The organism is Candidatus Dormiibacterota bacterium (genome assembly GCA_035635555.1).
In the GTDB taxonomy this organism is placed as follows: Bacteria; Acidobacteriota; Polarisedimenticolia; order Gp22-AA2; family Gp22-AA2; genus Gp22-AA3.
Window position 1 is genome coordinate 1 of record DASQAT010000017.1, and the last position, 24,561, is coordinate 24,561.

Annotated in this window: 24 protein-coding genes; 15 read left to right on the forward strand and 9 right to left on the reverse strand. The window is 68.7% G+C overall.

What is annotated here, in order from left to right; all coding sequences use genetic code 11:
* The first annotated feature begins 238 nt into the window (after positions 1-238).
* The 11 genes from VEW47_04825 (at position 239) to lepB (ending at position 8,483) form a co-directional block, all read left to right on the forward strand.
* A complete protein-coding gene (locus VEW47_04825) occupies positions 239-961 on the forward strand; it encodes a hypothetical protein (protein ID HYS04498.1) in 723 nt (240 codons plus the stop codon).
* A 547-nt stretch (positions 962-1,508) separates the two neighbouring features.
* The gene (locus VEW47_04830; GenBank protein HYS04499.1) at positions 1,509-1,919 is read left to right on the forward strand and encodes a cytochrome c maturation protein CcmE; all 411 of its coding nucleotides are present in this window, start codon (positions 1,509-1,511) and stop codon (positions 1,917-1,919) included.
* Positions 1,920-1,945: 26 nt separating this feature from the next.
* Positions 1,946-3,937: a heme lyase CcmF/NrfE family subunit gene (locus tag VEW47_04835; protein ID HYS04500.1), complete on the forward strand. Its 1,992-nt coding sequence runs from the start codon at positions 1,946-1,948 to the stop codon at positions 3,935-3,937.
* Positions 3,927-4,472, forward strand: a complete 546-nt coding sequence (locus VEW47_04840; protein HYS04501.1) for a cytochrome c-type biogenesis protein CcmH — start codon at positions 3,927-3,929, stop codon at positions 4,470-4,472. Before VEW47_04835 ends, VEW47_04840 begins: the two co-directional genes overlap by 11 nt.
* Positions 4,472-4,792, forward strand: a complete 321-nt coding sequence (locus VEW47_04845; GenBank protein ID HYS04502.1) for a hypothetical protein — start codon at positions 4,472-4,474, stop codon at positions 4,790-4,792. The genes VEW47_04840 and VEW47_04845 overlap by 1 nt, the downstream gene beginning before the upstream one ends.
* Positions 4,792-5,538 carry an ABC transporter ATP-binding protein gene (locus tag VEW47_04850; protein HYS04503.1) on the forward strand — a complete coding sequence of 249 codons (747 nt, stop codon included), beginning with the start codon at positions 4,792-4,794 and terminating at the stop codon, positions 5,536-5,538. The genes VEW47_04845 and VEW47_04850 overlap by 1 nt, the downstream gene beginning before the upstream one ends.
* Positions 5,535-6,212, forward strand: a complete 678-nt coding sequence (locus tag VEW47_04855; GenBank protein ID HYS04504.1) for a heme exporter protein CcmB — start codon at positions 5,535-5,537, stop codon at positions 6,210-6,212. Before VEW47_04850 ends, VEW47_04855 begins: the two co-directional genes overlap by 4 nt.
* 36 nt (positions 6,213-6,248) lie before the next feature.
* Positions 6,249-6,986 (forward strand): cytochrome c biogenesis protein, encoded by a 738-nt coding sequence (locus VEW47_04860; protein ID HYS04505.1) that lies wholly within the window; start codon positions 6,249-6,251, stop codon positions 6,984-6,986.
* Complete coding sequence (locus tag VEW47_04865) at positions 6,983-7,228, forward strand: CcmD family protein (GenBank protein ID HYS04506.1); 246 nt, start codon at positions 6,983-6,985, stop codon at positions 7,226-7,228. Before VEW47_04860 ends, VEW47_04865 begins: the two co-directional genes overlap by 4 nt.
* Before the next feature lie 82 nt (positions 7,229-7,310).
* Positions 7,311-7,688, forward strand: coding sequence for a hypothetical protein (locus VEW47_04870; protein ID HYS04507.1), 378 nt, complete (start codon positions 7,311-7,313; stop codon positions 7,686-7,688).
* 99 nt (positions 7,689-7,787) lie between these two features.
* Entirely contained in the window at positions 7,788-8,483 is a 696-nt protein-coding gene (gene lepB / locus VEW47_04875) for a signal peptidase I (GenBank protein ID HYS04508.1), read from the forward strand.
* Here lepB and VEW47_04880 read toward each other — a convergent pair.
* Together VEW47_04880 and nadB are read right to left on the reverse strand one after the other, a co-directional pair.
* Positions 8,476-8,988, reverse strand: a complete 513-nt coding sequence (locus tag VEW47_04880; GenBank protein ID HYS04509.1) for a hypothetical protein — start codon at positions 8,986-8,988, stop codon at positions 8,476-8,478. The two genes, lepB and VEW47_04880, sit on opposite strands and share 8 nt — an antisense overlap.
* A gap of 219 nt (positions 8,989-9,207) precedes the next feature.
* The gene (nadB, locus tag VEW47_04885; protein ID HYS04510.1) at positions 9,208-10,809 is read right to left on the reverse strand and encodes an L-aspartate oxidase; all 1,602 of its coding nucleotides are present in this window, start codon (positions 10,807-10,809) and stop codon (positions 9,208-9,210) included.
* A 104-nt stretch (positions 10,810-10,913) separates the two neighbouring features.
* Here nadB and VEW47_04890 point away from each other — a divergent pair, with 104 nt between their 5' ends.
* From VEW47_04890 to VEW47_04905, 4 genes are all read left to right on the forward strand, one after another.
* Positions 10,914-12,971 (forward strand): DUF4388 domain-containing protein, encoded by a 2,058-nt coding sequence (locus VEW47_04890; protein ID HYS04511.1) that lies wholly within the window; start codon positions 10,914-10,916, stop codon positions 12,969-12,971.
* On the forward strand, positions 12,968-14,380 hold the full coding sequence (locus VEW47_04895) for a tetratricopeptide repeat protein (GenBank protein HYS04512.1): 1,413 nt from the start codon (positions 12,968-12,970) through the stop codon (positions 14,378-14,380). The genes VEW47_04890 and VEW47_04895 overlap by 4 nt, the downstream gene beginning before the upstream one ends.
* Before the next feature lie 88 nt (positions 14,381-14,468).
* Positions 14,469-16,172 carry a DnaJ domain-containing protein gene (locus VEW47_04900; protein ID HYS04513.1) on the forward strand — a complete coding sequence of 568 codons (1,704 nt, stop codon included), beginning with the start codon at positions 14,469-14,471 and terminating at the stop codon, positions 16,170-16,172.
* 304 nt (positions 16,173-16,476) lie between these two features.
* Positions 16,477-18,018: a serine/threonine-protein kinase gene (locus VEW47_04905; protein HYS04514.1), complete on the forward strand. Its 1,542-nt coding sequence runs from the start codon at positions 16,477-16,479 to the stop codon at positions 18,016-18,018.
* A 27-nt stretch (positions 18,019-18,045) separates the two neighbouring features.
* Here the strand turns inward: VEW47_04905 and VEW47_04910 are convergent, their stop codons facing one another.
* From VEW47_04910 to VEW47_04940, 7 genes are all read right to left on the reverse strand, one after another.
* Entirely contained in the window at positions 18,046-18,618 is a 573-nt protein-coding gene (locus tag VEW47_04910; protein ID HYS04515.1) for a CDP-alcohol phosphatidyltransferase family protein, read from the reverse strand.
* A complete protein-coding gene (miaA, locus tag VEW47_04915) occupies positions 18,612-19,589 on the reverse strand; it encodes a tRNA (adenosine(37)-N6)-dimethylallyltransferase MiaA (GenBank protein HYS04516.1) in 978 nt (325 codons plus the stop codon). The genes VEW47_04910 and miaA overlap by 7 nt, the downstream gene beginning before the upstream one ends.
* Positions 19,590-19,592: 3 nt before the next feature.
* Positions 19,593-19,898 (reverse strand): hypothetical protein, encoded by a 306-nt coding sequence (locus tag VEW47_04920; GenBank protein ID HYS04517.1) that lies wholly within the window; start codon positions 19,896-19,898, stop codon positions 19,593-19,595.
* Positions 19,898-21,007, reverse strand: coding sequence for a DUF4388 domain-containing protein (locus tag VEW47_04925; GenBank protein ID HYS04518.1), 1,110 nt, complete (start codon positions 21,005-21,007; stop codon positions 19,898-19,900). Before VEW47_04925 ends, VEW47_04920 begins: the two co-directional genes overlap by 1 nt.
* Before the next feature lie 133 nt (positions 21,008-21,140).
* Entirely contained in the window at positions 21,141-23,459 is a 2,319-nt protein-coding gene (locus VEW47_04930) for a SpoIID/LytB domain-containing protein (GenBank protein ID HYS04519.1), read from the reverse strand.
* Positions 23,460-23,491: 32 nt separating this feature from the next.
* Entirely contained in the window at positions 23,492-24,139 is a 648-nt protein-coding gene (gene folE / locus VEW47_04935) for a GTP cyclohydrolase I (protein HYS04520.1), read from the reverse strand.
* Positions 24,136-24,561 (reverse strand): hypothetical protein, encoded by a 426-nt coding sequence (locus VEW47_04940; GenBank protein HYS04521.1) that lies wholly within the window; start codon positions 24,559-24,561, stop codon positions 24,136-24,138. Before VEW47_04940 ends, folE begins: the two co-directional genes overlap by 4 nt.

Below are 24,561 nucleotides of genomic sequence, written 5' to 3' on the forward strand. Positions count from 1 at the left end.
CCGGTGCGACGTAGCTGAACATCGAGCTTTGCTGTCGGTCGTCTCCACGCATCGCGCGCTCCTCCGATGTGTTGAGACGCATCGTACGTCACTCGATCCAGTCACGAACCGTGAAGTCGTGACTTTTTCCGCGCCCTGCTAAGACCGCCCCGCCTAACAGCCCATCTGGACCACTGGCGCAAGGCCATGGTGATCGTGAGGGAACCGGCGCAGAGGTCGCGCCTGGGGGTGGACGACAATGAAGCTGATGTTGAAGTGGGTCACGATCGGAGCGCTGCTGGCCACCGGGGTCGGCAGTGTGTGGGCGGCCGACTTGCAGCAGGTGCCGCAGACACCCTCGCTGGAGGGTATTTCCATCGGAATGTCCCTCACCGACCTCGCGGGGATCAGCGGAATCGACCTTGGCCGGGAGCGCGAGATCACTGATCGATTCTTACGTCGGGCCGATATCTTCGACCTGTCACCTGGATATCTCGGCTGCAAGATTCACCACTTCACCCTCTCAGACCGGCGTGGGTGGGTGGTCGAGGACGCCAAAGGTCAGATCGTGTGGCTGCGGATGGTGTACGTAGTGACCTCGGGTGCGCTAAGTCTCAGGTTCTCTGCCGACCCGGAACCGAATGCAATGATTCGGCTGCTAACTGAACGATGGGGCGCACCCGCGTCGACGACGTTATCGCAGAATGAGCTTCACAACGGGTTCAATGCAACTGTGGCAAGGGAGCACCTGACGACCGTGACGTGGCAGGCGGGAAACATTCGTGCGGTCTACACTGTGGGTCGGGCGCTGATCGATCCTGAGAAGCATCCAGTCATCGTAGGACTGATACAAGACATGGGTGATCGCCCGGAGACCTATCGTGCCGACGTGACGATCTTCAACAGCGTCGCTCGGGAAGCTGCCGACGCAGCGCACGACGACGCTGCACTTGATGATGCGAAGGATAAAGTGAAATTCTGATCCTACCTATCCTTGGCTCCCCCCATCGCGGGAGCCAGACTGTGCGCCGGGAGATACCTACGATGAAGGGCCCCCTCCCGATCACCCGCGACCGGGTCCACGGGCGATAGTCACAGCTCGGGCACATGCGGACAGCCCCAGATCCGGCCCAGACATCGAGACCCAGACAAAAGGCGGGTGGGGGGCCTTTCGGCCCCCGCGTCTCGGGTTGGGTTTATGGAAGGATTCGGGATGCTCTCAGTGTCTGTATATGCGCTGCGTTTATATCCCCATCTCTTGTGATTCTAAAGCGCATATACAAACCGTCTGGCACTTAATGTAGGTCCCGATTCCCAACTGTCAAGCCCGCCGCTCGACTATCTGCGGCCGGCCCCGCGCCGTGCCCGATTTCAGTATCGTGATTTCCGGCGGAAGTTCAGGAAACAGCACGGGTTCAGCGCCAGCATCCGGTCCGCCCGCCGTTCCCCGTTCTGTTGACTTGCCCTGGAGCGTCGGCTATCATCGGCGTCTGGATTCAACTCAACCTTCTACCGAGAAGGTCCTCACCGTGGCGCAGCGTATATCCAGAAAAATCGTCATCACGGTGGTTCTCCTCGTCGCCGGATTCGCCGTCCTGTTCAGCGTCGGGCTGAAGGGGTCGCTCGTCTATTACCTGACCGTGTCCGAGTTCAAGGACTCCGGCAGGCGATCCGACCTGGGGGACAATTTCAGGGTGAACGGCATCGTGAAAGCCGGATCGATCCAGAAGCACCAGGGAGCGCCGGGAGCGCGGTTCGTCCTGACCGACGGCAAGCAGGAGCTGTCCGTCGTCTACAACAAGGAAGTTCCCGACACCTTCGTCGACGGGGCGGAGGCGGTCGTCGAGGGAGCCCTCGGCGCCGACGACGTGTTCGCCGCACAGACACTCCTCGCCAAGTGCCCCTCCAAGTACGAAGCCCAGAACCGGCAGCCGCGGTGACGTCACCCCCCAGAGCCGGTTAGCCGATGGCCGAGTTCGGGACGCTCTGCCTCTACCTCGCCCTGGCCACCTCGGGGTGGGCCCTGATCGCCTCGTATAACGGCGGCCGTGCCCGCCTCGGTGAGCTGGTCCTCTCCGCCGAGCGCGCGGTTTACGCCACGTGGGTCCTGGTCCTCCTCGCGGTCGTCAGTCTCGAATATTGCATCTTCACGGATCAGTTCGGCCTGGAGTACGTGGCGTCCTACTCCAACCGGGCCCTGCCGAAGCTCTACAAGATCACCGCCCTGTGGGGCGGCCAGGCCGGCTCGCTGCTGTTCTGGGAATTCATCCTGGTCACCTACGCGTCCCTCATCGTCCTGACGAACCGCCGACTCAATCGCCCACTGCTGCCGTTCGTCGTCGCGACGCTCGCCTTCGTCTCGACATTCTTCCTGGGGCTGGTGAATTTCATGGCCCGTCCGTTCGTCCGGCTCGCCTTCACGCCGGAGGACGGCAACGGCCTGAACCCGCAGCTCCAGAACGTGTTCATGGCGATCCACCCGCCCTGTCTCTACCTCGGGTACGTCGGGCTGACCCTGCCGTTCGCGTTCGCCATGGCCGCCCTCGCCACCGGACGCCTGGACGACACGTGGTTCCGCACCACCCGGCGCTGGACGATCCTGTCCTGGTTCTTCCTGGGAACGGGGATTCTCCTGGGAGGCTGGTGGGCCTACGTCGAGCTCGGCTGGGGAGGCTACTGGGCCTGGGACCCGGTCGAGAACGCCTCTTTGATCCCCTGGCTGACCTGCACGGCGTTCCTGCACTCGGTCATGATCGAGGAGCGCAAGAAGATGCTGCGCGTATGGAACCTCTCCCTGGTCATCATGAGCTTCCTGCTGGCCATCCTCGGTACCTTCATCACGCGCAGCGGGGTCATCTCGTCCGTGCACTCCTTCACGAAGTCGGACATCGGCCCGGTCTTCGCGGGCTTTCTGGGCCTCTGCACCCTCGTGTCGGTGGGGCTCCTGCTCTACCGCCTGCCCGAGCTGAAGAGCGAGCACCGCCTCGATTCGTTCGTGTCGAGGGAGAGCACCTTCCTGTTCAACAACCTCATCCTGGTCGGCGCCGCGTTCACGGTGCTGTGGGGCACTCTCTTTCCGATCATCTCCGAGGCGGTGCGCGGCGTGAAGATCACCGTCGGCCCGCCGTTCTTCAACCAGATCATGGTGCCGATCGCCCTGGCGCTCGTGACCCTGGCGGGCATCTGCCCCACGATCGCCTGGCGGCGGGCCAGCGCCCTGAAGCTGATGGAGAAGATCCAGGTCCCCTTCTGGTCCCTCGTCGGCGGTGCCGTGGCCCTGTACGTGGCGGGCGTGCGCGACCTCTATGCGATCGTGGCGTTCAGCCTGGGGGTGTTCGTCATCACCACGACGGTCATGGAGTTCTTCTGGGGCGCGCGGTCGCGCCAGAAAGTGACGGGGCAGAAGTTCGGCCCGGCCCTCCTGAGCCTCGTCGACAGGAACAAGCGCCGCTACGGCGGCTTCGTCGTGCACCTGGGCTTCGTCCTCATCCTGATCGGCGTGACCGGGTCCTCGGCCTTCAAGCAGGAGGGCACGGCCTCCCTCAAGCGCGGCGAGAGCTTCTCGGTCGGACGCTATACCCTGCGCTTCGAGGACATGGTGAGTCGCGATTCACCGAACGCCGAGTTCATGGGGGCGCGTCTGGCGATCCTCGACGGCGGCCGGCCGGTCGGCACGCTGGTGCCCGGACAGAATTTCTACAAGGCGGGGCAGAACCCCTCGACCGAGGTCGCCATCCACTACACCCTGCGCGAGGATCTGTACACGATCATGACCGGCTTCGACCCGCAGGAGGGGCGCGCCACGCTCAAGGCCTACCTCAACCCGCTGATCAACTGGATCTGGATCGGCGGAGGGGTCCTGATTTTCGGAGCCTGGTTCGCCATGCTCCCCGACCTCCGCGACCGCCGCCGTGACGCCGAGGCGCGGCTGGCGGAGGCCGAGACCCGTGCGGCCTGATCCCCGCCGCGCGCCCGCGTCATCCGCCCGTCCGGCCGCCCGGCGAATTCTCATTCTCCTCGCCCTCACGTTTTTCATCCCGGCGGCGTTCCCCTTGTCGTCCGGCGCGCGGGCTGCGGACCTGACGCCCCAGCAGCAGGTCGAAGGGCGACTCATGTGCTTTTGCGGCTGCTCGGACCTGACCGTGCGCGTCTGCACGTGCGGGACGGCCGACTCCATAAGGCAGGAGATCGCCGGACGTCTGGCCAACGGGGAGACTCCCGACCAGGTCGTGGCGGCGTTCGTGGCGCAGCACGGCGAGCAGATGCGCTCGGCGCCGACCAAGTCCGGATTCGACCTCGTCGCCTGGGTCACGCCGTTTCTGGTTCTCTTCCTCGCCGGCGCGGCACTCGTCGTCGTGGTGCGCCGCTGGGGCTCCGTGAGGACGTCCCCGGCGGCCCCCGGAGCGCCGCCGGCGATGGACCTCCCTGCCCCGACGCCCGCGGAGGAGAGGGCGCGGGAGCGCGTCCGCCGCGAGCTGAGGGAACGACGCTGATGCTGGTCCTCGCAGGAATTGTGCTGACGCTCGCCGTGGCGGCGCTCATCCTCTCCCCCTTCGTCGGGCACGTCACGGCGCCGCTCACCGACGGCCCCGATCTGCTCGCCCAGCTGCGCGATCTGCACGCTCTCAAGAGCGTCGCCTACGAGACCCTGCAGGACATCGAGTTCGACTACCACGCCGGCAAGATCGGCGAGCGGGACTATCGGGAGATGACCGACCGGTACACGAACGAGGCGGTCCGCCTGGTGCAGCGCATCGAGGAGATCGAGGCCCAGGTGCCCCGGCCGCGCGGCCGGCGCCCGGGCGGCACGTGATGGCGGCGGACCGTGACGGTCCTCCCGTCGTCGAGACGCGGGGACTCGCGAAGCGTTACGGGCCGCTGGCCGCTCTCGACGGGATCGACCTGAGCGTCCCCGCCGGCCAGACGATCGTCCTGCTGGGAGCGAACGGCGCGGGCAAGTCCACGCTCCTGCGTCTTCTCGCAACCCTCACGCGTCCGAGCGGCGGGCGGCTGCGCCTGTTCGGCGAGGAGGTCGTGCCATCCGACGCCGGCCGCCTTCGCAGCCGGATCGGTTTCCTCTCGCACCAGACGTTTCTCTACGAGCACCTGACCGGCCTCGAGAACCTGCTGTTCTACGCCCGGCTCTACGGTCTCCCCGATCCCGGGCGCGCGGCGCGCGAGGCGATCGACGCGGCTCGTCTGTCGGACCGCCAGGAGGACCGGGTCGGCGTCTATTCGCGCGGCATGCAGCAGCGGCTGGCCATCGCCCGGTCGCTCCTGCACGGCCCCGAGATGGTGCTGCTCGACGAGCCGTTCACGGGACTGGACCGTGAATCCTCCGCGCGGCTCGAGGAGCGACTGCGGCAGCTTCGGTCGGCCGGCCGCACCTGCGTGATGGCCACGCACGATCTGGAGCAGGGCCTGCGGGTCGCCGATCGAGTCCTGGTGCTGCGGCACGGACGCCTGGAGCTCGACGCGCCCGCGCGCGGTCTCGACTCCGCCCGCCTCGAGACGCTCCTGGCGACGCCGGGGTCCGTCGCGGGAGCGGGACCCGCGTGACGTACCTGCGCGCCGTTCTTCTCGTCGCGGGGAAGGACCTGAGAGTCGAGCTGCGCAGCCGCGAGCAGCTCGTGACTCTGCTGTTCTTCGCGCTTCTCGTCCTCGTGGTGTTCAACTTCGCGTTCGACTTCACCGTCATCGACTTCGTGACGCTCGGCCCCGGGGTGCTCTGGGTCGCCTTCATCTTCTCGGGGGTGCTGGCGATCGGGCGCTCGTTCCAGATCGAGCGCGAGCAGGACCGCATCCAGGGGATCCTGCTCTCGCCGATCGACCGCAGCGCCTTCTACCTGGGCAAGGTCGCGGCCACGGTGCTGTTCATGGCGGTCGTGGAGATCCTGATCGTGCCGGTGGCGGTGGTGATGTTCAACTTCCGTTTCAGCGGCCGGATCCTCCTGGCGATCCTGGCGCTTCTTCTCAACACCGTCGGTTTCGCCGCGGTCGGAACCCTGTTCGCCGCCATGACCACCAGCACGCGCCGGTCCGAGCTCCTCCTGCCGCTCCTCCTCTTCCCCGCGGCCGTGCCGGTCGCGCTGGCCGCCGTCAAGACGACGAGCCACGTCCTGGCCGGGCGCCCGTTCGCCGCCTACGGGCACTGGCTCCAGATGTCCGCCGCCTACGATGTCATCTTTCTCGCGGCGGCCGTCCTGCTGTTCGATTACGTCCTCGAGGATTAGGCGCGCCGCGCGATGGTGGTATCATCGCGGCCGGTGATGGCGAAGCGCGCGGTGGCGAACACGACGAGCGGCACGGCCGTCCTGGCCGAGCGCATCCTCTTCATCCTCGTGGCGGTCCTCGTCCCCTGCTGCCTGCACGTGGTCTTTCGGATCGTGCCGACGGAAGGGAAGATGGGGGTCGTGCAGCGCATCTTCTACTTCCACGTCCCCTCGGCCTTCGCGGGCTTTCTCGGCGTCGGCCTGTGCGCGCTGTTCAGCGCTCTCTACCTGTGGACCCGCGACCGGCGCCTGGACCTTCTGGCGCACGCCTCCGCCGAGATCGGCGTCCTGTTCTTCACTATCGTCCTGCTCACCGGACCCATCTGGGCCCGCCCGGTCTGGGGCGTCTGGTGGACGGGCGAGGTGCGTCTCACCTCGACGCTCGTCCTCTGGCTGCTCTACATGGGATACCTGATCCTGCGCCGGAGCGCGGAAAGCCCGGACCAGGCGGCGCGCTTCTGCGCCGTCCTCGGCATCGTCGGTGCGCTCGATGTCCCGATCATCTATTACTCCGTGGAATGGTGGCGCGGACTGCACCCCAGGGTGCTGAAGATCTCCGGAGGCCAGGGTCTCGACCCGGCCATGGGAAAGGCCCTGGCGCTGTGCTCGGTCACGTTCCTTCTGTTCTTCCTTCTCCTTCTCCTTCTACGCGTCCGCCTCGGGCGCCTGCAGGACGACGTGGAAGCCTTGACGCTGCACGCCGGACGTCAGGCGTCGCCCGCCGGGACAGCATGATCGACCCGCACTTCGAGTCCCTCGCCTCGATCTTCGCCCTCCTCGTGCAGGATCCGGCCACCGGGTTCACCGCGGAGAACGTGGCGGCGCGCCCCGATGTCGTGGAGCGCGGCCTGCGCTTCCTCAATCTGGCCTACACCGCGGTGTGGGTCGTCCTCGCCGTGTACCTCTTCAGCCTGTCGATACGGCTGCACCGCCTGTCCCGTCAGATCGCCCGTCTGAAGGAACGCGCCGGTCTCTGAGGAGGGCGCGCCGGCGCGGGGAACCTTTTGCGACGGCCACCGTTCGATCCGGTGGAACCGGCGGTCTTCCCAAGGAGGTCCCATGACTTCTCGCTTCAAATCGGTGGCCGGGACGGCGCTTCTCGGCCTTCTGGTGCTGACCCTCGCCGTGACTCCGCTCGCCGCCCGGGACTCCTCCAGGGGCCGCTGGCTCAAGATCCGGGTGTACGCGGACGGCTCGGTCACGCCGAGCGTCCTGGTGAACCTGCCGATGAGCGTGGTGTCCGCGTTCCTGCGCATCGCCGCGCGGACCGAGGCGCACGCGACCATCCATGATTGCGGCGCGGACGGCGAGAAGACCCGGGTGCGCGTCAAGGATCTCGATCTCGAGGACGCGATCAGGGAGCTGGAATCGATGGATCCCGGCCAGGTCCTCGAGGTGCAGGAGGACGACCATCGGGTCTCGATCTGGATCGAGTGAGGCGCGCGTCCCGCGACCGCGGCGCGACACTCTCGGGGGGGACGAGTTGCCTGGTGCCGCCGCCCCCTCTATAATCCCTCGCCTGACACGGGGGAGAGGATGCTGCCCGACGACGCGCCCAAGACCATCGTCCGCGACTATTTCGAGACCATCGTCACCTGCGTCATCTTCGTCATCTTCGCGCGCACGTTCGCGTTCCAGCAATCGAAGATCCCGACCGGATCGATGATCCCGACGCTCCTCGTCGGCGACTACATCATGGTCAACAAGTTCGCCTTCGCGCCGCTGTCGTCCGTTCCGGCGCTGGCGTGGGTCGAGCACTTGCTTCTTCCGGTGCGCGACCTGAAGCGGAAGGACATCGTCGTGTTCAAGTACCCGGAGGAGCCGGAGAAGGACTACATCAAGCGGGTCATCGGGCTGCCCGGCGAGGTGCTGGAGGTGCGCAGTCGGGTGGTCTACATCGACGGCAAGCCCCTCGAAGAGCCGTACGTGATCCATCGCAACCCTCCGGGCCTGAACAGCGACCAGGACAACTATCCGCCCACCCGCATCCCGGAGAACTCCCTGTTCTGCATGGGAGACAACCGGGACAACAGCAAGGACAGCCGCTCCTGGGGATTCGTGCCGCGCGACTACGTCAAGGGCCGGGCCTTCATGATCTGGTGGTCGTACGACGAGGATTCGTACGCCTGGCAGAAGACCGCCCTGGCCGACAAGGCGTCGGGCATCTGGGACAAGATCACGCACCTCTTCACCAAGTCGCGCTGGGAGCGCAGCTTCAAGATCATCAAGTGATCCTGCCGGCCGGGGCCGGCGGGCGGGCCGACTCGGCCGGGAGCACATCGACCGCGAGCGGCGTGCGTCCGTGGCCGGCCCAGGCCCGGTAGCTCGACCAGCGCCAGTCTCCCGGATCCCGCGCCAGGCCCGCCATGACCGGGTTGTAGTGCAGGAAATCGGCCCTCCGTCGCACCTCGTCCGCGCTGGCCAGGGGCAGCGTCTGGTCGGCGTCCTGCCACACCAGGCCCCGCCTTCCGGATCGCGCGTTGACCTCCCGGGCGAACCGCGATTTGAGACGCTGCACGGTCAGGCGGACGGCCCGAATGTCTTCTCCGGGCGACCCCAGGATCAGCCGGACGCGATCCGGCAGGACCACGTAGGCGTGCAGCCGGAAGCCGAGCTTGTGCCTCAGGCCGCCGAGGACGTGCAGGAACAGCGCCCTCCGCGAGGAATCGGCGAACAGCGGCTCGATGCCGTAGGTCCACAGGGTGACGAGGTAGGTCTGCGACGGTCGCGGCTTCATGATCGGCCCTCTTCGACCCTCCATCCCGACTGCGGGAAGGCCCGCACCGGCGCGACTAGCAATCCCGGTGCTCGCCGGCGGATCGAATCACAGCGCGGCCTTCGCTCCGGTCGATGACCGCGGGGCGTCCGGCTGCGGACAGGCAGGTGCGAACGCATAGCCGGATTCGAACGTGTCGAGGTGGACGGGGACCGGACCGGGAGCGGCCCGGGAGACGCGTCAGTCGGCTTCGGGAACCGTGATGAAGGGGAGATCGGGTGCCGGGGCTCCGGGCGCGATGATCGAGTGCCGTCCCCGACCGGATTCCCGCTCCGGGAAGTCCTGACGGAAATGCGCGCCGCGGCTCTCGCGGCGCCCAAGCGCGGACTCGGCGATGAGGCGGCCGACGAACAGCAGATTGCGGGCCTCGACTCCGGGACGTGACACGGAACGGCGGGCCAGCCCCCGTTCCAGGCGCAGGACGGCGTCGATCGTCCGGCGCAGGCCCGACCCGTCCCTCACGATCCCGGCTCCCTCCCACATGACCCGCTTCAGGGACTCGATCGCCTCACGCGCCGCCTCCTCGCCGATCGCCAGAGCCGTCCCCGGGTCGCCGACGAGCGGTCCCTCCGGAGGCGGCGGCAGGTCGTCCCCCAGCATGGCGCGGCCGGCCCGCGCTCCGAAGACCAGCCCCTCGAGAAGCGAGTTGCTCGCCAGGCGGTTGGCGCCGTGCACGCCGGTGCAGGCGACCTCTCCCGCCGCGTACAGCCCGGGGACCGAGGTCCGTCCCCAGAGATCGGTCTTCACGCCCCCCATGATGTAGTGCGCGCACGGCGTCACCGGGATCCGATCGCGCCCGATATCCAGCCCGTACGCGGCGCATGTGGCCGCGATCGTGGGGAAGCGGCCCCGCACGAACTCGGGATCGAGGCCGCGCATGCTCAGGTAGACGCAAGGGTGGCCGGTGCGGCGCATCTCGGCGACGATGCCGCGCGCCACGATGTCGCGCGGCGCCAGCTCGCCGCGTGGATCGGAGCGCGACATGAAGCGCTCACCGGCTGCGTTCTCGAGCCGCCCCCCTTCACCGCGCATCGCCTCCGACAGCAGGAAGCGCGGCGCCCCCTCCATGGAGAGGGCCGTCGGATGGAACTGCACGAACTCCATGTCCATCATCTCCGCGCCGGCCCGGTACGCCATCGCCATGCCGTCCCCCGTGGCCTGCGGGGGGTTCGTCGTCTCCTGGTACGCCTGCCCCACTCCCCCCGTCGCCAGGAGGACGGAGCGGGCCTTCAGGATCTCCGGCCGCCGTCTCGATTCGTCCAGGGCGGACACCCCGGCGCAGCGCCCCCCGGCGAGGATGAGATCCACGGAGAAGATCCGCGGCAGGAGGACGATGCGGCTGTCTTCGGAGGATTTCGCGACCAGGGCGCGGGCGATCTCCCTGCCGGTCGAGTCGCCCTGGGCGCGCAGAATCCGTCTCTTGCTGTGGGCGGCTTCGCGCGCCAGCGCGATGCGCGTCCCCTCGCGATCGAAGCGCGCCCCCCACTCGATGAGCTCGAGGGCGCGCGCCGGCCCCTCCTCGACCAGCACGCGGACGGCCCCCTCGTGGCACAGACCGTCGCCCGCCTGGATCGTGTCCTGATAGTGCAGCGAAATCTCGTCGTCGTCCGACAGCACCGCGGCAAGGCCGCCCTGCGCCTTGTCCGTGGCCGAGTCGGTCGGACCGTCCTTGGTCAGGATCGCGACGCGTCCGCCCTCCCGGGCGATCTCGATGGCGGCGCGCAGGCCGGCGATTCCGCTCCCGGCGACGATCACGTCGAAGGGGGCGCGTGTGTCGCTCATGCGCCCCGGAGTTTAGACCGATTCTCGTCGGGTTGACAGGCTTCCGGGCGGAACTGATAATGAGTGGACTGGCTCGAAAGACGCGGAGAACCGACGGATCCGTAATGCACGATCAGCCGCCCCAGGGATCGATCGACGACATTTTCCTGCCGAGACTCGTCGCCGGCCTGCATCTCCATGAGTTCGAGGGATCGCTGCGCCTGACCCTTGCCGATTCCGTCAAGGTCCTCTACTTCAAGAAGGGTGAAATCGCCTCGGCCGCGAGCAACGCCGATTCCGATCGGCTGGCCCACATCCTGATCCAGGAGGGGCGCCTCACGATCGAGCAGCTCGAGCTGACCCGGACGCGCATGGAGCCCGGAGCGTCCCTCGGGAAGACCCTGATCGAGATGGGCTTCCTGACCCCCACCGAGCTTCTGCAGGGCGCCCGCCGCCAGGTCCAGATCATCGTCGCCTCGTGTTTCACGGCGACCAGCGGATCTTACGAAATGGTCCCCGGACCGCTGCCGCCGGAGGTCACCTCTCTGGGCCTCGGCACCCGGCGGCTTCTGTTCGATTGTCTCATGCGGTCGGGCGACCGCGCCACGATCGTCCGCGAGATCGGCTCGATGGAGGCGGTGTACCGGCCGACGGACCGGCTCGAGTTCGTGCTGTCTTCGCTCAAGCTCGACTCCGAGATCGACCGGTTCGCCCGGCTCCTGAACGGCGCTGCGAGCCTGCACGACCTCAGCAGCCGCACGTCGCACGACGACTTCACGGTGGGCAGGGTCGTCCTCGCCCTCGAGCTCCTCGGCGGGGCGGAGAAGGTGCCGCCGACCGGGGAGGCGGCTCCGGTCGCCGCGGGCGGCCGCGCCATTCCGATTGTCGTGGCGACCCCGGATGCGGACCCCGCGCCGGCAGCCGAGGAAGGCGCCGATGACGACACGATCGAGATCGAGACGGAGGCGCTCGAGCCGGCCCCGCTCGTAGAAGTCGTCACCGACGGCGACCGGCCCTCCCCGATCCCAGTCGCGGCACCGGTCCCGGTTGCGGCACCGGTCCCGGTCGCGGCACCGGTCCCGGTCGCGACACTGGAGGAGAGTCCCTCGGTCCCGTCCGTCCCGGTCGCGGCACATGAGGAGAGTCCCGCGCGGCCGATCGACCGGCCCGCCTTCGAGATCACGCCGGAGGAGCCGCCCGCCGTCGCGGAGCCTCCCCCCATCCCACCGGATGAGCTGCCGGCCTTCACCCAGCCACCGGAGGCGTTCCCGTCCGAGCCGGCGCCGATGCCGGCAGCCGTCGGCGAGCCGCGCTGGGAGATCGATCCCGACACCGGAGAGCGCGTGCACACCGGGCCGATCGTGTTGACATTCGACGGCCGGATCGCGCCCAGCTCCGGCGAATCGAAGAACGTCATGCGGATCCTCCTCGGCGCCAGCGCGGTCACGCTCGTCGTCGGGGGGGCGCTCGGCTACGTCATCCTCCGCAACGGTGATGGCGAGCCGGCCGCCGCCTCGCGGTCCGTCCCTTCCCGACCGGCTGCGACGCTGCCGGTCGAGGCGGAGCCGGTCCAGAACGCCCGGGCCGCTGCGCCAGAGCCCCGGCCCTCCGCCGTCCCCGCAGTCGTGCCTGCGCCGGCCGAGGCCAGGATGCAGGAACACGCGCGTGAGGCTCCGGCACCCAGCCCTCTCGCGAAATCGGAAGACGCGCGACCGGCCCCGCCGGTGGCCCGCGCCGCTCCCCCGGCGGTCGCGCAGACAGCGCCCGTGCCTGCGCCGACGACTGCGCCTGCCCTGCGGGGCGGGTCGACCCGCCGGACCGCGCTCACGTCCGACCCCGGCATCGCCTCGGCCCTGCAGCAGCTCGACCAGGGGGACGCGGCTGGCGCCGCCCGGCAGTTCGAGTCCTTCGTTCTTTCCGGAAATCCCGATCGGTTCACGCTCCAGGTGATGATCGCCTGCCAGGAGGAGACCGTGAAGGGGGCGAGGACACGTGCCGGCGCGGACGACTCCCTGTTCATCCTTCCCTATTCGCTGAAGGGACGATCCTGTTACCGGGTCTGCTGGGGGGTTTATGCCGACGTCGATTCGGCGCGGGCGGCAGCCTCCGGCGTGCCGGCCGCGCTGACCGGCTCCACCGTTCCGCTCGTCGTGCCCCTGTCCCGTCTCCGGACCCCCGGATGAACGCCCGGCCGAGAGTCCGGCACCGGCAGATCCTTGCTTCCCTGTCCCTCGCCCTCTGTCTCGCATCGTCCGGATCGCCGGCCCGTGCCGACGTGATCCATCTCAAGAACGGAGCGACACTCGCCGCCGACGCGTGGGAGGTGAGCGGCGATCTCCTGATCATCAGCCAGGGCGCGTCGCGGATCAACGTTCCGCGGTCGCAGGTGGACAGGATCGATCCGGCGCCGCAGGCGTCGCCGACCCCGGCCGCCTCCCCCCGCGCCCCCGCTCCGGCGCAGAGCGCCGCGCCCCTGCAGGCGACCGTGTCCGACGAGACGATCCAGATCGGCATCGACGACCTGAAGCGCCGGATCGAAGACTTCCCCATGGCCCGGGCCCAGAACACCCGGAACCTCGTCAGGCTTCTCGACGAGCTCGGGGCGCGGGCGCTCAAGTCGCGCGACTACGATGCCTCGCTGGCCCGGTTCCGGGAAGCCCTCGGTTACGACGCGCACGACGCGCGGGCGCAGCTGGGCCTGGCCGCGACCTACCTGCGAACCGATCAGGACATATTCGCCCGATCGACTCTCGAGCGCGCGCTCCTCGACCACCCCGACGACGCGGACCTGCACGCCCTCCTCGGCGACGTGTACAACGGGCAGGAGCGCACGCAGGAAGCCCTGGCCGAATGGAGGAAGGCCTACGAACTGAAGCCGAACGACGCGCTCAAGAGCAAGATCGACAAGCTCTCCCGCGAGCGCGCGATCGACGGCTCCTACCGCCAGTCGGACGCGGCCCACTTCACCCTGAAGTACGACGGCGAGCGCGGCGGCCCGGACCTCGGCGCGCAGATCCTCGACTACCTCGAGGGTCAGTTCCGCGCGCTCGAGACGCGCTTCGATCACTATCCCCTGCAGCCGATCATCGTCATCCTCTACCCGCAGCGGCAGTTCTACGAAGCGACCCAGGCGGACTCGAACGTGGCCGGTCTTTACGACGGCAAGATCCGCGTGCCGATCGGCGGGTTGCAGCAGCTCAACGCCGAGGCCCGGCATGTCCTCGTCCACGAGCTGGCGCATGCCTTCATCGCCGGCAAGAGCCACGGCACAGCACCCCGCTGGCTGCACGAAGGCCTGGCCCAGGTGATCGAGGGGAAGTCCACCGGCACCGCGACCGGAGTCTCGCTGGCGAAGGAGTACCAGGCGCTCCCGGACAAGGAGAGCTGGGGCCAGGCGTTCACCTACCCGAGCGCCCTCTCGTTCGCCGAATACCTCGACGACCGCCTCGGCTTTCCCGCCCTTCTGGACGTCCTGGAGACGATGGCGAAGGGGGACACGGCGGAGGCGTCGTTCGAGAAGGTCACGCGTTACTCGCTCAAGGAATTGCGCCAGGCCTGGGGCGAGGCCCTGGTCGCCAAGTACTTGCAATAATCGATTCCGCGCCACAAGTTATGGTCGGACCGGTCCGCACCCCGGCCGGAGTCCGTTCGGGGCGCGGTCCGGGGGGAGCCCCGACCGGATGAACGGCGATCTCGCGCAGCGGGCCCTGATCGATGTCCTGGCCGATGTGCAAAAGCGCCAGGCCTCCGGCGTCCTGAGGATCCAGAAGGACGCCACCACACGCCAGATCTTCATCGACGCCGGCATCATGATCCGCTTCGCGGTCAGCACCCTGCCGACCGAGAGCATCACGGCCCTGTTCCGCAACAGGGGTGCCTTGACGGACGAGCAGCTGCGCCAGGCGACCGCGGCGAAGCTGCAGGACGAGCTCCTCGGCACGACGATCGCGCGCCTCGGGCTGATCACCAAGGAGAACCTCACCGAGCTGACCCGCGAGCACATCCATCGCGTCGTGCTGGGCGCCCTCGCGATGCGCGAGGGGACCTACGAGTTCCAGGCCGGCGCGCTTCCATTCCGCGAGCAGCTCGACGGCGGGCTGAGCACGCCGGAAATCCTGCTCGAATGGGTCCGCGCCCTCCCGGACGCCGACGCGATCAGACGACGCTTCGGCTCCCTCGAGGCCCGAGTCATGATGTCGCCCCGCCCGCCCGAGGGATATCAGGCGATCAAGCTCAACCCGGCGGAAGGATTCATCATGTCGCGCGTCGACGGACGGACCAGCGCGGCGGAGATCTGCATGGTGAGCCCGATGGGCGAGGACACGACGGTGCGGGCCCTCTTCGGCCTCGCCCTCGCGGGGATCCTGACCATGCCCGAAGGGGCCGTGGAGATCCCCCTGCATCCGGCGGCGCCGGCGCCGCGCCCCGGGACGGCCCCTCGGACCACGGCACCGGCATCCTCCCCCGCGGTTGGCGCCCCGCGCGCGCCGACGAACGGCGGTGCCGCCGCGGCACCGCAGACCGGGACGAAGCAGGGACCCTCCGCCCCCCGTCCCGGGGCGCGGCCGGCGGGCCTCGCGAAGCCGGTCGGGGCGCGCGCGGGCGCATCTCATCCGGCCAGGCGCCCCGCGCCGTCGATGGCGCCTCGACGCGTCACGTCGGTCATCGAGCGGGTGCGGCCGGCGACCCCGGCCGAGCTCGAGAGCGAGATGCTGCAGCGCTTCGAGCAGATGCGCGATCAGGACCTGTACCAGATCCTCGGCGTCGCCGCCGCGTCTCCTTCTGACGATGTGCGGCGCGCCTATTACGGCCTCGCGAAGAAGTTCCATCCCGACAAGTTCACGCGCGAGGACATGAAGGCCAAGGCCGAGAAGGTGTTCGCCCACATCACCGAGGCGTACTCCACTCTGTCGAATGCGGAGACGCGGACGAAGTACGACGAAGACCAGGCGATCCGCAAGGGCTCCCACGCGCAGGAGAAGAAGGCGGACGGCGGCGACATGGCGCACATGAACTTCAAGCACGGCAGGGAGATGTTCGACAAGGGGAAGCTCGGCGAGGCGATCTCCTTCCTGCAGAACGCGTGCGATCAGGATCCCTCCAAGGCCGAACACTTCCATTACCTGGCGCAGGCGCAGAGCCGGAACCCGCGCTGGAAGAAGGATGCCGAGGAGAATTTCCTGAAGGCCATCGAACGCGATCCGACCAACGCCGACATCTACGCGCAGCTGGGATCCCTCTACGCCAAGGGCGGGCTGCATTCCAAGGCGCGCGACATGTTCAAGAAGGCGCTGCAGTGGGACCCGGCCAGCCAGGAGGCGCTGGACGGGCTGGCGTCGGAGGACGCGGGGCGGAAGGGAATTCTAGGCATGTTTAAGAAGTAGGGAAAATGCCCTACCACCATGCGGATGCTCGTCAGCGTTCCTGTTTGATTTGCTTGATTTCACGGGGGTTAGTGCCGCGTGGGAACGATTCTCCGTGATCTCGACCCTCCGAGCCTTCCCAGCCGTGCTTTTCCCTCGATACGTCCAGGAGTCATCCGCACTGTTGTCGGTCATTTTCCATAGGGATCCCCGCCGCGTTGACTTGGCCCCTCCCGTCCATAGATTTGCAGCGTGCAGTTGACCGGGACGATGACGATTCCGTGATCGTGCCCGGCGGTGCCGGACGGGGGACGTGGTACAGGAGATGAGCGACGACGCGTTGAACCCCGGCGCGGAGAGTGACCGACCGGAGCGCTTCGGCCCTTACAGGGTCGAGGATCGCATCGGCGCCGGAGGAATGGGCGTCGTCTATCTGGCCCTGGACGAGGCGCTGCAGCGGCAGGTGGCGCTCAAGACCCTCCTGCCTGCCCTGGCCGCGGATCCCGAGTTCGTCGCGCGCTTCAAGCGCGAAGCGCAGTCCGCGGCGGCCCTGAATCATCCGAACATCACCCAGATCTATACCATCGGGCAGGAGGGGCACGTGCCCTTCTTCGCCATGGAGTTCATCCGCGGTCGATCTCTCGAGGCGATCCTGAGGGAGAAGGGGGCGATCCCGGCGGCGGAGGCGGCCGGCTACGTTCTGCAGGCGGCGACGGGACTGCGTCACGCCGCGCAGAAAAAGCTGATCCATCGCGACATCAAGCCGAGCAATCTGATGCTGACCGAGGACGGTGTCCTGAAGATCACCGATTTCGGCCTGGCGAAGGCGGCGCGCTCGGAGACCCAGCTGACGGCGACCGGGGAGATCCTGGGATCGCCGGGCTACATCTCGCCCGAGCAGGCCTCGGGTGCCGCGATCGACGCGCGATCGGACATCTACTCGCTGGGCGCCACCTTCTACCACCTGGTGACCGGACGACTGCCGTTCGAGGCGCCGACGCCGCTGGCGATGATCGTGAAGCACATGAGCGAGCCTCTGCGCTCGCCGCGCGCGGTCAACCCCGCCGTTCCCTACCCGATCGCCTCCGCGATCCAGAAGATGATGGCCAAGCGTCCCGGCGAGCGGTTCCAGGACTACGACGCTGTCATCCGCGAGCTGGAGCGGGCGCAATCCACGATTTCGGCCGACACCGCCGGACCGCGCGCCGCCGGTGTCGTTCCGGCGGCGCAGTCGTGGAGCGCCACGACCGGTGCCGAGCTGCGCGGACGCGCGGGGCGCGGCCCGCTGCCCGGCGCCGACGAGCGACCCGCCCGGGCGGGCGGGTTCTCCTGGATGTTGATGGTGCTCGCCGCCCTTCTCGGAGTTCTCATCGTGGCGGGCGCGGTCAGGCACCGTCGCCTGGCCTTCCGCGACGCCCCCGGCGGACAGAGCGCCGTCGCGAGCGCCGTCGGAGAGCCGGTCCCCGGGCAGGCGCCCGTGGAGACCCAGATGAGCTACACGAACCGGCCCGCCGGTGATGTCTTCCAGAAGGCCCTGCGCCCCGGGACGTCGGTGGAGGATAAGCTGCGCGATCGTTACCGTCAGAAGAGCCGGGCGAACCTGTCGTTCGTCTCCAACGACCACTCCGTCCTTCCGGACGGCCGGATCAAGGTGTTCGGGCGGGTCCAGAACAGCGGCGGAAGCTCGGCCTCGCAGGCCCGGGTGAGGGTGCGCATCCTCCTGGACGATGGCGGTATGGCGGCCGAGGGGGAGACGCCGCTCGATCCTTCGGTCGTCCCTCCGCAGGGCACCGCGACTTTCGAGATTCCGCTCGACTACCGGGGCCCGGTCGGCACGATCAAGGCCGAGCTGATCTGGGTCGAATAGAACAGCCCGTCCCCGCTCACTGGACGGTCAGCCCCCTTCGACGGTGCGGGTGGCGCGATAGATGTAGTGGAAGCCGGAGGCCAGCGTGACGGCGAGCGTCAGCCAGACGAGCCCTTCGACCAGGACCGGCTGCTCCCGTCCCAGGTAGTTCAACAGCATCACCGTGCCGATCGTCACGACCTGGACGACCGTCGTCAGCTTGCCGAGAAATGTCGGCCGGAAGCTGGTGGTGCCCGAGGTCAGGTGGACGAGGAGCGCGATGATGACGATGAACACGTCCCGGCTGATCGCCACGATGGTCAGGGACAGCGGGATGTGGTTGGGCATGTGGAATTCCGGGACCGACTTCGGATGATCCGGAAGGGCCAGCACGATGAAGCAGGCGGTCATCAGGAGTTTGTCGGCCATCGGGTCCAGGAAGGCGCCGATGTTCGAGCTCTGGCGGTAGCGTCTCGCGATCAATCCGTCCAGGGCGTCGGTGACCCCCGCGAGGATGAACACCAGCAGAGCCCAGCCGTGCAGGTTGCCGAGCAGGAGGGTGATCAGCAGCGGGATCATCACCATCCGGAAGATGGTCAGCTGGTTGGCCAGTGTCAGCATGTCAGCATCACCGCCGCATGGGCCAGGGGCCGCTCGAATCGCTCCGGGTCGGCCGGGTCGATCTCGAACCAGGCGACCCCCTCCTCCCGCCGGAACCACGTCCACTGGCGCTTCGCATAACGCCGCGTGTTCCGCTTGGTCAGTGCGACCGCCTCGGCGAGGCTCAGCTCGCCCCGCAGGTGGCGCATCGTCTCGCGGTACCCGAGCGCCTTGAAGGCGTTCGCGGCCTCCGCGCGGCCCGCTTCGAGCAGCCCCCTCACCTCGTCGACCAGCCCCTCCGCGAAGAAGCGATCGACGCGGGCGTCGATGAGACGGTACAGCGACTCGCGCGCCATGCTCAGGCCCACCTTCACCGTCGCGAAACGATCCGGTCCGAAAGGCGATTCGCCGATCAGGTCCGAGAGGCCCCGGCGCGCCACGAAGTACACCTCGAGGGCGCGGACCAGCCTCTGTCGATCGGCCGGGGGCAGCCGCGCGGCGCCGGCCGGATCGACCCGCGCCAGGAGCCTGTGGAGCCCGGCCGGGCCGCGCCGCTCCGCCAGCGCCCGGAGCCTCGCCCGCAGGGCCTCGTCACGGCGGGGCGCCTCGGCGATCCCTTTCAGGAGACCTCGCAGGTACAGCCCGGTCCCCCCGACGACGACGGGCAGCCGCCCGCGGCGCCGGATCGAGTCGATCGCCGCCTCGGCATACCTCACGAAATCGCCGAGCGAGAAGTCCTCTCCCGGCTCCGCCAGATCGATCCCATGGTGCGGCGCCCGCCGGAGCTCGCGCGGTCCGGGCTTGGCCGTGCCACGGTCGAGGCCGCGGTAGACCTGCATCGAGTCGGCGCCGACGATCTCCCCGCCGAAGCGCTCGCAGGCGCGCAGGGCGAACTCGCTCTTGCCGACCGCGGTCGGACCGACCACCACCAGAAGCGGCGCGCCCTCGCCGCGGGTCTGTTCCGCCGTGGCGGTGCCGCCCGTCCCCGGCAAGGCTCAGGCCCCCCGGTTGCGCTGCTGATCGCGGTACTCGTTGATGGTCTCCTGCAGATGGTCCTCGCAGTAGACGCGACCCCGCGCCACCCGCCGGCCGCAGCGCGGGCAGGAGCGTCCCACGAGAGCGGCCATCCCGCGGCCGGCCATCGACAGCACGAGACCGAGCGCCACGCACACGCCCCCGGCGATGGCGATGTTGCGGAACAGCCCCTTGTCCGGCTCCCCCGCCAGGATCTGGGCCGCGGCGAGATAGACCACCGACGCCACGATCAGGAGCCCGCCCAGACGGACCAGGGCCCTCGCCATCACGCACCGGCCTCCGGCTCGTGCAGGCGGACGTCCCGGAAGGCGCGCAGCACCCGTCCTTCATGGACCGTGCCCAGGGTCTTTCTCAGGACCAGGAGCTCCGCGTACAGGAGCTCGTTCAGTCCCTGGATGAGGGCGTCCCGGCGGCGGCGCCCGGGGAGGGATCCGAGGTTCTCGCGCAGCAGGCCGGGGTCCACCGTCCCGTCCCCGCCCAGGGAGGTGCTCCGAAAAAGCGCCTGATGCGTGACCGACAGGTCCCGCAGCGACCGCGCCAGCAGATGCTCCGAGATCGGCCCGACCTCCTTCATCAGGTACTGGTAGACCAGGCCGAACATGCCGTTGTAGTTCTTCAGGATTCGTTCGATGCCGTCGGCTCCCCCCAACGGCTGGTCCTCGTCCGAGACCTCGGCGCGCATCTTCAGGCGACCGACGACGGACAGCAGGAACAGGGTGCGCAGCGTCTCCTCCGGACCGAATTCGGACAGAGCGCCGACCTGCCCGATGGTCCGCGCGCCGTCCACCAGGCGCAGGACGTACTGTTCGTGCGGCTCGAGTCCGATGTCCGGCCGCTGTCCGTCGTCCTGGATGGCCTCGAACACCCACTCATCGAACGGCATCCGTTTGCGGAACAGCTCCGGGTTGCGCACCGAACGGATCCCTTCGAGAAGCGTCTCCGTGATCGGCAGGTCGACCTCGACCTCCGCGTCCGGCGGCGCCTCCCCCTCGTGGAACACGAACTCCCCCTCCTCCCACTCGAACAGGGACGTGGCGATCTGCCGGACCTGGCGCCGGCGCTCCTCCATGAGTCCCCGCGGATTCAGGCCACCCGCTCCGAGAAGGGCGCGGCCCAGTTTCTCGCCCGCTGCGGCGCGCCGCATCGCGTCGTCGCACTGCTCGCGCGTGATCAGGCCACGCTGCACGAGACGCTCCGACAGCCTGTCGGTCGCGCGCGTGGAGGTCGCGTGGACGATCGTCTCACTGCGCAGGTACAGCCCGATCGACGCGCCGTCCGAGGTGAAGGAGACCAATCCTCTGCGGTTGAGGACGCGCAGGAACTCCAGGATGTCCGCGCAACTGAGGGCCTTCAGCCTGCCGCGAAACTCAGCCACACCGTCTCTCTGCGCCGTGATCAGGAGCCTCGACGACCGTACGCCGGGTTCCGGGAAGGAGTCAGCGGCCGTGATTATCGTCCGGCCACAGCCAGCCGGTCAACCGAGCCCCGAGGCGACCGCGCGCCGAGGCTCAGGGCTGCGCGCGCCTCACGATCTCCACGCCGTTGTAGTAGTGGTGCAGGATGTCCTCGTACGACTTGCCGCGCAGCGCCATGCCGTACGCGCCGACCTGGCAGAGGCCGACCCCGTGCCCCCACCCCTTGCCGCTGAAGATGAACGATTCGACCTGGCCGTCCGTGCCGAACGTGCGATCCAGCGTGAACAGGTTCTCGCGGATGCCGAGGGCGGTGCGAATGCGGAAGCCGCGGATGTAGAACGTGCCCTTGCTGCCGCTGATCTTGATCTCCACCACCCGGCCGCTCACTCCGCGACGCGTCGGCTCGATGTCCTTCAGCGTGCCGGCGTTGAGGCGCTGCCCGATGAGGTTCTCGAGCTCGGTCCGGGTGTAGCGCTGCTCCCATCTGTAGGCGGTGGAATAGCGATCGTCGCTCACGCCTCTCTGGTTCGCGATGACCTTGAGATAGTCGACGGCGCCGTCGCGCGTCGTGTGGTAGACGATGCGATCGCCGAGAACCAGGGGCAGGCTCGGCGCCGGATAGGACACATCGCGGAACGACCGGAACAGGGCGACGTCCGACTTGATGGGCAGCGACTGCACGTCCTGCTTCACTTCCAGGAGAATCCGATCGCCGTCCCAGCCGCGGTAGGTCGCCTTCACCTGGCCCAGCGCAGCGTAGTAGTCGAGGATGCGATACAGCGAGCGCAGCACGAGGCCGCGCGAGGGGTTGTGGTGCGGCCTCAGGGTATTGTCATGGAACGGCTGCAGGATGCCCTCCAGGATCAGCATGGCGTAGGGCCGCTGCGCCTCCTTCGGCACCTCGTCGCGATCCTTGAAAGCCAGGAGATACGGCAGGTCCTGCTCGTCCAGCGACAGCTGCAGCTTCTCGTTCCAGCCCAGCGAGCGGATGAAATATCCCGCCAGCTCGTGCATCTGCGGCGTTCCCTTGAGGCCGTCCTGGGACGGGGTCTTCCCCACCAGGCCGAACGCGGACGTGCTCCAGCGCTGGACCTCCTCCGCGTCCGCCTGGACCATCAGGAAGGCGCGGTTGAAGCCCTCGCCGCCGACGATGCCGACGGTCTTGAGAAGCGTGATCTCCTCGTTCACCGGCGACCCGTCCTCCAGGAGGACCGGGTCGATCCAGGATCGCCCCGCCAGCGTCCGGCTCTCCGCCTCGACCTCGGGGTAGCACGTCACGCCCTTCAGGTACGGCCCTTTCTCCTCCGGAAAGACGAGCTGACCGTCCTCGGTGTGGCCGCCGCAGGTCGACGTGTAGAGCGCGTTGATCGGGCGGCCGCTGTAGGTCAGGATCATTCCGCGCGTCTCGTCCACCGCCTGGTCGGTGAGCGGATGCTCCGTCCCCGCCCCCTTGTAGACCTGGCACTGCGCGCTGTCGCACACGTCGAAGCCGTCGTCGCCATACACACCCAGGTTGGCGACGATGTAGGTCCGCGCCGCCACCGCCTGGGCCTTGAGCGCCTGCAGCTCCGGGTAGACGCCCGGACCCATTTCGTTCGGGACGACCCCGCGCAGGTAGTCCTCCATGTCGAGCTCGTTGATCAGCTGGAGGTTCCCCCCCTTGCCGACGCGCGCCTCCAGCTGGCCGCGGTACAGGTTCTGATCGACCCGCAGGAGCGCCCCGGGGCGGGCCGGCTGGATCAGCACGCGATCGTAGCCCGTGAGAAAGTTGCGCCAGCGATCGTCGACCAGGCGGACCCGCAACCGCCCGCCGACGGTGCGCCCCTCGTCCGAGATCCACAGCTCGTTGAACCCCTCCTCGCCGAGCCGCTGGGCCAGCTGCGCGGCGTCCTCGCGGGACAGGAACTCCCCCACCCGGACGCGCCAGGAGCGGCGGTCGGGGTTGTAGACCAGGAGGACCTTTTCGCCGGGGAGCAGAGTCTCGAGCTCGCTCTTCTTGGCCTCGGCCTGCTCCTTGCCGGCGAACGACGCCACCTGCACGCGATAGATCACTCCCGGCTCGCCGCCGCCCGACACCTCGCTCACGAGGTAGATCCCGCGGTCGAACTTCTTCTTCCAGACCGGCTGCTTCTTGACCGGGTCGCGCACGACGATCCCGCCGTCCGCGGACACGCGCACCTTGACCGGGTCCGTGCCCAGCCCGATACGCACTTTGGGTCCGGACGGGGCGAGCAGGACCGGACGGGACGTCGGGGCCGGGCGCGGGGCGACCGGTGCGGGCGTCTGCGAAGCGGAGGGCGCGGGAGTCGGCTGGGGCGCCTGCTCCGGCCCGCCGACGCGACTGGAGACGGCGCCCGCCCCGAGGACCATGAGGAAGGAGAGGATCGCCGCGTTGCGGATCGAGCGCGTCATCGGGGACGGGAGTCTAGCACGCCGCACGGGACTCACCTGCGCGCCCGCGACGACGCGCCGCGGCCGGCGAGGCGCAGAAATTCGGCCCTCAGACCCGGGCTCGATCGGAACACGCCGGTGCCGGCGAAGGTGACGACGCGGGCCCCGCGTTTCCGCGCGCCGCGAAGGGTCATGCAGAGGTGCTCGGCGTCCATGGTGCAGGCGGCGCCCAGCGGGCGCAGCGCGCTCGCCAGCGCGTCCACCACCTGCCGCGTCAGCCGTTCCTGGAGCTGCAGGCGCCGCGCCAGGGCGTCCACCGCGCGGGTGATCTTCGACAGGCCGACCAGCCGGGCGCCGGGAACGTAGGCGACGTGCGCCGTCCCCTGGAACGGCAGGAGATGGTGCACGCATACCGAGGTGAACGGGATGTCCCGCACTACGACCATGTCGTGGCCGGACGACGGGATGGTCTTCCCGAGGATGCGCGCCGGGTCGGCCCGGTAGCCGGACACGATATCCGCGGTCCAGGTCTCGGCCACGCGACGGGGCGTGGCGCGCTGATCGCTCTTGAGAGCCGTCTCGCCGATCCCCTGGAGCAGAAGACGCGCCGCCTTCAAGATACGCGCGCGGTCCGGGCCGGGAGGACGCCTGCCGCGCGCTCGCGCGGCGGCACCGCGACGGGCAGCCGGCCTGCGCCTCACTGGGGGAGACGCCTCTCGTACGCCTGGCGCACGGCCCGATCGAGGGCGCTCCCCTCCGTCGGCGTGCAGGCGCAGTGTCCCTTCTTGTCGATCGCCACGTGACCGCTGGTCTTGCGGCATTTCCCGTCGCAGCCGCCGCACACGTGATCCGTGCAGACGGTGCGGATGATGCGCGGCGGCGGCTCCTCCTGCGGCGCGGTCGCCGGTGCGGGCGAGGGGGAGGCCTCTGCGGCGGGAGTGGACGCGGGAGCGGGCGAGGCCTGAGGGGACGGAGAGGCCTGCGGCGCCGGCGGCGGCCTCCGAGCCCTTCCGGCGGGCCCGCCCGCGCCGGCGGTCGAGGCGGACGCGACGAGCAGGAGAACGGCGACGGCCCAGGCAAACGCACCGATCCGGAACACGCTGTCGACCCACTCCTTGCGCAT

Excerpts from the sequence above, each read along its gene's own strand:
- VEW47_04845 (HYS04502.1), top strand. The coding sequence starts at position 4,472 with ATGCTGGTCCTCGCAGGAATTGTGCTGACGCTCGCCGTGGCGGCGCTC.
- VEW47_04895 (HYS04512.1), top strand. The coding sequence starts at position 12,968 with ATGAACGCCCGGCCGAGAGTCCGGCACCGGCAGATCCTTGCTTCCCTG.
- nadB (HYS04510.1), bottom strand. The coding sequence starts at position 10,809 with ATGAGCGACACACGCGCCCCCTTCGACGTGATCGTCGCCGGGAGCGGA.
- VEW47_04890 (HYS04511.1), top strand. The coding sequence starts at position 10,914 with ATGCACGATCAGCCGCCCCAGGGATCGATCGACGACATTTTCCTGCCG.
- VEW47_04825 (HYS04498.1), top strand. The coding sequence starts at position 239 with ATGAAGCTGATGTTGAAGTGGGTCACGATCGGAGCGCTGCTGGCCACC.
- VEW47_04880 (HYS04509.1), bottom strand. The coding sequence starts at position 8,988 with ATGAAGCCGCGACCGTCGCAGACCTACCTCGTCACCCTGTGGACCTAC.
- VEW47_04870 (HYS04507.1), top strand. The coding sequence starts at position 7,311 with ATGACTTCTCGCTTCAAATCGGTGGCCGGGACGGCGCTTCTCGGCCTT.
- VEW47_04910 (HYS04515.1), bottom strand. The coding sequence starts at position 18,618 with ATGCTGACACTGGCCAACCAGCTGACCATCTTCCGGATGGTGATGATC.
- VEW47_04920 (HYS04517.1), bottom strand. The coding sequence starts at position 19,898 with ATGGCGAGGGCCCTGGTCCGTCTGGGCGGGCTCCTGATCGTGGCGTCG.
- lepB (HYS04508.1), top strand. The coding sequence starts at position 7,788 with ATGCTGCCCGACGACGCGCCCAAGACCATCGTCCGCGACTATTTCGAG.
- VEW47_04930 (HYS04519.1), bottom strand. The coding sequence starts at position 23,459 with ATGACGCGCTCGATCCGCAACGCGGCGATCCTCTCCTTCCTCATGGTC.
- VEW47_04940 (HYS04521.1), bottom strand. The coding sequence starts at position 24,561 with ATGCGCAAGGAGTGGGTCGACAGCGTGTTCCGGATCGGTGCGTTTGCC.
- VEW47_04860 (HYS04505.1), top strand. The coding sequence starts at position 6,249 with ATGGCGAAGCGCGCGGTGGCGAACACGACGAGCGGCACGGCCGTCCTG.
- VEW47_04905 (HYS04514.1), top strand. The coding sequence starts at position 16,477 with ATGAGCGACGACGCGTTGAACCCCGGCGCGGAGAGTGACCGACCGGAG.
- VEW47_04850 (HYS04503.1), top strand. The coding sequence starts at position 4,792 with ATGGCGGCGGACCGTGACGGTCCTCCCGTCGTCGAGACGCGGGGACTC.
- VEW47_04900 (HYS04513.1), top strand. The coding sequence starts at position 14,469 with ATGAACGGCGATCTCGCGCAGCGGGCCCTGATCGATGTCCTGGCCGAT.
- VEW47_04865 (HYS04506.1), top strand. The coding sequence starts at position 6,983 with ATGATCGACCCGCACTTCGAGTCCCTCGCCTCGATCTTCGCCCTCCTC.
- VEW47_04835 (HYS04500.1), top strand. The coding sequence starts at position 1,946 with ATGGCCGAGTTCGGGACGCTCTGCCTCTACCTCGCCCTGGCCACCTCG.